We start from the raw sequence: 4,937 nt of genomic DNA, 5'->3' as shown, positions 1-4,937 counted from the left end.
TGGTCTGGTCTGGTCTGGTCTGGTCTGGTCTGGTCTGGTCTGGTCTGGTCTGGTCTGGTCTGGTCTGGTCTGGTCTGGTCTGGTCTGGTCATATATCATTCCTAATATATTATATAATCATACTAACATATATTATAATAAATGCAATATAAAAATCTATTAAATCATAATTCATAAAAAGAAAGAGTATACATTATATACAAAAAATATAAGCGATTATAAGTACAATATTCTAAAAACATACAAAAAACATTTAAATATATTTTGTTATTTATTTTATTAATAAAAAACAAAAAAATAAATCTAATATAAACTTATAATCTATTATAAAATTTCATTATAGTATAAAGTTTTTTTTAAAGGTGTAAATGTATGAATAATGATTACAAAAAAAGCTATTATGCTGTAATACCCGCAGAAGTAAGATACGATAAAAGATTAAAACCTCTTTGCAGATTATTATATGCAGAAATAACAGCACTCACCAATGACAAAGGATACTGCTGGGCTTCTAATGCATATTTTGCAAGTCTATACTCTATAAGCTCAACAACTGTATCTAGATATGTTTCAGAGCTTAAAGAATACGGTTACATAAAAATACATTATGATAAAAAAGATAATAATACTCAAAAAAGAAAAATATATTTAAACTCACTTAAAAATTATAAAGTATCTGATAACAAGGTATTGTCAGAAAAGTCAAATGGGTATTGTCAGAACAATCAAGGGAGTATTGACCAAACTGATAAATATAATAATAAATTTAATAATAAAATTAATAATGATATGCCGCTCTCTGAATTTGATTTGTTTGTAAAAAGTCTTATAGAGGTTTTTAATAGAACAACATGCAGTAAGGCAGAAAAACTCTCTCAAATACACTGCTTTAAAACTAAAGATAAACAAAGAGAATTAATTGATATATTTAATAACAGACGCTACTCTTGGAAAGACTCTATAAAATATGCTGAACTAAAAATAAAAGACAAAAATAATATCACTACTCTTTGGCTTGATTTTGTAAGCTATTTAAAAATATATCTCACAAAAGGCGACAGAGAACAATTAATAAAAAGACATTACAGCGAAAAAGAATTGTATGAACGTAATCAAAAATTAAAAGAAATGGAACTATTAAAAATACAAAAAGAAAAAGAAGAAAGAGAAAAACTGCTTGAAGAAGAAAAAAGACTTGGTATAGATAATATGACAGAAGATGAAATAATAGAGTTTACCAAAAACAGATTTAAACATCTTCAAAGAAAATAGTAAAATGTATATTGATATTTATTTTTTTTTATATTAAAATAATCTCTCAAAAATATTTACAGCATAAGGTATGGGGGTATATTATGAAAGAATTAATAAATAAAACTTTAGCTGATTATATAAATGATGTAGACAGTTCCTTACCAGCTCCGGGCGGCGGAAGCGTTATGGGACTTGTAGGAAGTTTGGGCTGTGCTTTGGCTGGTATGGTTGGTCATCTTACTGTAAACAAAAAAAAGTTTTTAGAATTAGAAGAAGAACATCAGGATAGTTTTAAAAATGCAATAGAAAAAATAAAAGAAATAAAATCATATTTAGCTGATATAATAGACAAAGATGCAGAAAGTTTTAATTTATTTATGGAAGCTATGAAAATGCCTAAAGAAACAGACACTGAAAAAGAAAATAGAAAAAAAGCTATGTCTGAAGCCTCAAAAAAAGCCATAGAAATACCTTTTAATGCCTTGAAATACTGCTATGAATTAATGCCTCTTTTTGATACAGTCACAAAATATGCAAACAGTGCCGTAATAAGTGATATAGCCGCTGCATACATTTTAATATATGCCTGTGCTAAAGGTTCTGTACTTAATATCAATATTAATATACCTATGATAGATGATAATGTATTTTTAGAACATATTAAAACAGATACTAAAAAATATATGAATGAAATAGATAATATTTACACAAAAACTTCAAAAGTAATTTCATTATTTAATATATAAATGTTGTAAATGATAAATATTATGTTATTAATATCTATATTTTTTATACAAAATCCTAATTTTGTTTTTTCATATTGATATTTTATTTATATTATGATAATCTTAAGTCCAGACAGCAAGGGTTTATAAAATATATATATATGAGAATAGAAATATAGTAATAGAACGTTTTTAATGTTTTATTCTTATAGTTTGATGTAATTTGTCTAAATTACTATAAAATTTTTCTTCTTAAATAAAAACTAGAAACTTCTATCAATATGTTTATCTTGATTATATTTTATAATTTTATTCTTTAAAATCTACTTGTCCTTATTTGTTGGTTATATTTATTCTTTATATTAGGAGGCTTAAATGAGTATAACAACTAAACATATGATATCCTTAAGTGAAGAGGAAAAGGAAAAAATCAAAGAATTCATTAAGAAGGAAGGAAAATCTAAAAGACTTATCTCTAGGGCAAATATCATTCTTGCTTTAGACGATAAGAAAAACACAGGTCTTACTCATACTGATATTGCTAAACAATACAATGTTACATATCATACTGTAGTAAACATTATTAACGAATATGTCAAATCTGGTTTAGACGAAACACTGACATATAAAAGAAATCCAAACAGCAATAGAAAAAAGAAACAGGCCAATTAAAATGAATGATAATTTTATGTGCGGGAAGAAAGTATATTTTCTGAAGCCATCTTTAGAACTCTCGCACATGAAAGAATATCCGCATCAATATCTTCAAACATATATTCTACATTCTCATATAAATTACTAATTAAGTTGATACCAAAATTAATACCCTTGTCAATATCTCCTGTCATAGCCAAATCATCAGTAATAATAACTCCATTAAAGCCTAATTCATTTTCTAGTATATAATCATACTCTCTTGACATACTGGCAGGATTTTCATTATCTATATATTTATTTTTTATATGTGCTGCCAAAACCATTTCAGCTCCAGCATCTATTGCTCTTTTAAAAGGAACAAACTCTTTCAAAAAAAGTTCATTAGTAGTTTTATCTATAACAGGAAAATTATCATGAGAATTAACAGTAGTATCTCCATGACCTGGGAAATGTTTTAATACACTTATGATTCCTGCATCTCTTTGAGCCTTTACAGTGTACTCTGCCATTTTTGCTGCTATATCTGTATTAGTAGAAAAACTTCTATTATATAAATAAGAATTACTATCACTAGGTATATCGCATAAAGGCCCTAATATTACATTAATACCCAAATCAAGCAAGAACTTTGATTTTTTGTATGCTATATCATATGCATATTTAGTACTGTTTGAATCGCCTATATTTTTAGGAGATATATCTTTAAGAGGATCAAAGTCTATACGGTTTACTTCGCCGCCTTCTTGGTCTATAGAAATTAACATATTTGAGTTAACATATTTCCTTAAATCGCTTGTCAACTTTTTAAGCTGTTTTTCATCTTTTATATTATAATCAAAAAGTATTACTCCCATTATATTATTATCTTTAAGCGTTTTAATAGTTTCTTTAGAGAGTACCTTATCTTTTATACCTACCATAAGTAAAAGTCCTCTTCTTTCTTTCTTACTCATTTTTGATACTTCATCTATATAATAGGATAATTCTGGATAATCCTTTTTTAATTTTAATATATATTCTTTTTCTATAAGTACATTTGAAGCACTTTTACATGCATACGAAAATAATAATATTATAAATAAATATAATACACACATTACAATTTCTTTATTAATCTTAACAGCTTTGAACATAATACAGTATCCGTTTCTTTTATATTATTTTCTATAATATTTTTTAATTTATTTATATCTTTATAATAATTATATGAAAGTACATTAACGGCATAATTAATAATATTTTTATCATTATTAATATAATCAGTCATTATAATGCCTTTAAACTTCATATTATTAAATAAAAAATCTCTGTATTTATAATTATCTTTTATATGAGGCATTACTATAATATCAGCCTGAGCCTTTATGCCAGCCAAAAAAGTTTCTCTGTTATCAATAATACTTTCTATATTATCTGTATCTTCATCTATATATAACTCATCATCATAGTATTTTGGAAAATATTTTAATGCTGTTATAAGTCCATTATCTTTATATGCTTTTACTGTACTATATATCAAATTAGAAGCGAGTATCTTATCATCTGAAAATATATGCTCTTTTAGATGAGATTTTTCATTACAATAAGTATTACATATTGGAGATAAAATCATATTAATACCTATAGATTTTAATTTTGAAGCTCTTTCATATGCTATTTTGTATGCATATTCTTCGCTTTCTCGCTCGCCTATATAACTGGAAAAAACTTTAAACTTCTTATCATAGTATATACTGGAAGTGTTTTTATAATCCTGATCTATTGCTATAAATATTTTTCTTTTAATCTTTCTTTTTATTTTTTTTATTATTTTATCAAGGCTTTCTATATCCAAATTATCTATATTTATTATTATGCCTGATATATTGGTTTTGTTTATTATATCTATCAAATTATCATCATAATTTTTTACTGATATTATAAATGGTATTTCTTTTTTATTTTCAATGTTTTCCTTATTATTATTATTTTTTAATACAATATTAAAATTATCATAAAGATAAATAAAAATAAAAAATAAAATTAATAATAATATTGAAACTATAACAATGTAAATCATTATTTTTATTATGCTTTATTCATATAATAAATTTGATTATTTATCAAAACCATTTACTTAAATATGGAGCTAAATAAACTTTTAATCAAATTATATATCTTAATTTATAGTTTTTCTATATATATAAAACTAACAATCCCTAACATTCTTATGAATGGCAGGCACTCACAAGTTTTTTATTTCTTCTATTTATACCATAAAAAACTTGCTCGCATATAATCTCCTACCATTCTTACGAATGG

5 protein-coding genes are annotated in these 4,937 nt (G+C 24.9%); 3 read left to right on the top strand and 2 right to left on the bottom strand.

Features of this window, described 5'->3' with window-relative positions; all coding sequences use genetic code 11:
- Window positions 1–372: 372 nt before the first annotated feature.
- The 3 genes from F811_RS0100635 (at window position 373) to F811_RS0100625 (ending at window position 2,651) form a co-directional block, all read left to right on the top strand.
- Window positions 373–1,272, top strand: coding sequence for a helix-turn-helix domain-containing protein (locus tag F811_RS0100635; RefSeq protein WP_020003384.1), 900 nt, complete (start codon window positions 373–375; stop codon window positions 1,270–1,272).
- Between the two features lie 83 nt (window positions 1,273–1,355).
- Window positions 1,356–2,000 carry a cyclodeaminase/cyclohydrolase family protein gene (locus F811_RS0100630; protein ID WP_020003383.1) on the top strand — a complete coding sequence of 215 codons (645 nt, stop codon included), beginning with the start codon at window positions 1,356–1,358 and terminating at the stop codon, window positions 1,998–2,000.
- Window positions 2,001–2,354: 354 nt separating this feature from the next.
- Window positions 2,355–2,651, top strand: a complete 297-nt coding sequence (locus F811_RS0100625) for a helix-turn-helix domain-containing protein (RefSeq protein WP_020003382.1) — start codon at window positions 2,355–2,357, stop codon at window positions 2,649–2,651.
- Between the two features lie 14 nt (window positions 2,652–2,665).
- On the opposite strand, the gene F811_RS0100620 is transcribed toward F811_RS0100625, so the two are convergent.
- Window positions 2,666–3,769: a glycoside hydrolase family 3 N-terminal domain-containing protein gene (locus tag F811_RS0100620; RefSeq protein WP_020003381.1), complete on the bottom strand. Its 1,104-nt coding sequence runs from the start codon at window positions 3,767–3,769 to the stop codon at window positions 2,666–2,668.
- Complete coding sequence (locus F811_RS0100615; protein WP_020003380.1) at window positions 3,733–4,695, bottom strand: glycoside hydrolase family 3 N-terminal domain-containing protein; 963 nt, start codon at window positions 4,693–4,695, stop codon at window positions 3,733–3,735. Before F811_RS0100615 ends, F811_RS0100620 begins: the two co-directional genes overlap by 37 nt.
- Window positions 4,696–4,937: the final 242 nt, after the last annotated feature.

Origin of the sequence: Brachyspira innocens ATCC 29796, assembly GCF_000384655.1 — a bacterium.
GTDB lineage: Bacteria > Spirochaetota > Brachyspiria > Brachyspirales > Brachyspiraceae > Brachyspira > Brachyspira innocens.
This window is presented reverse-complemented; position numbering and strand designations above follow the sequence as displayed.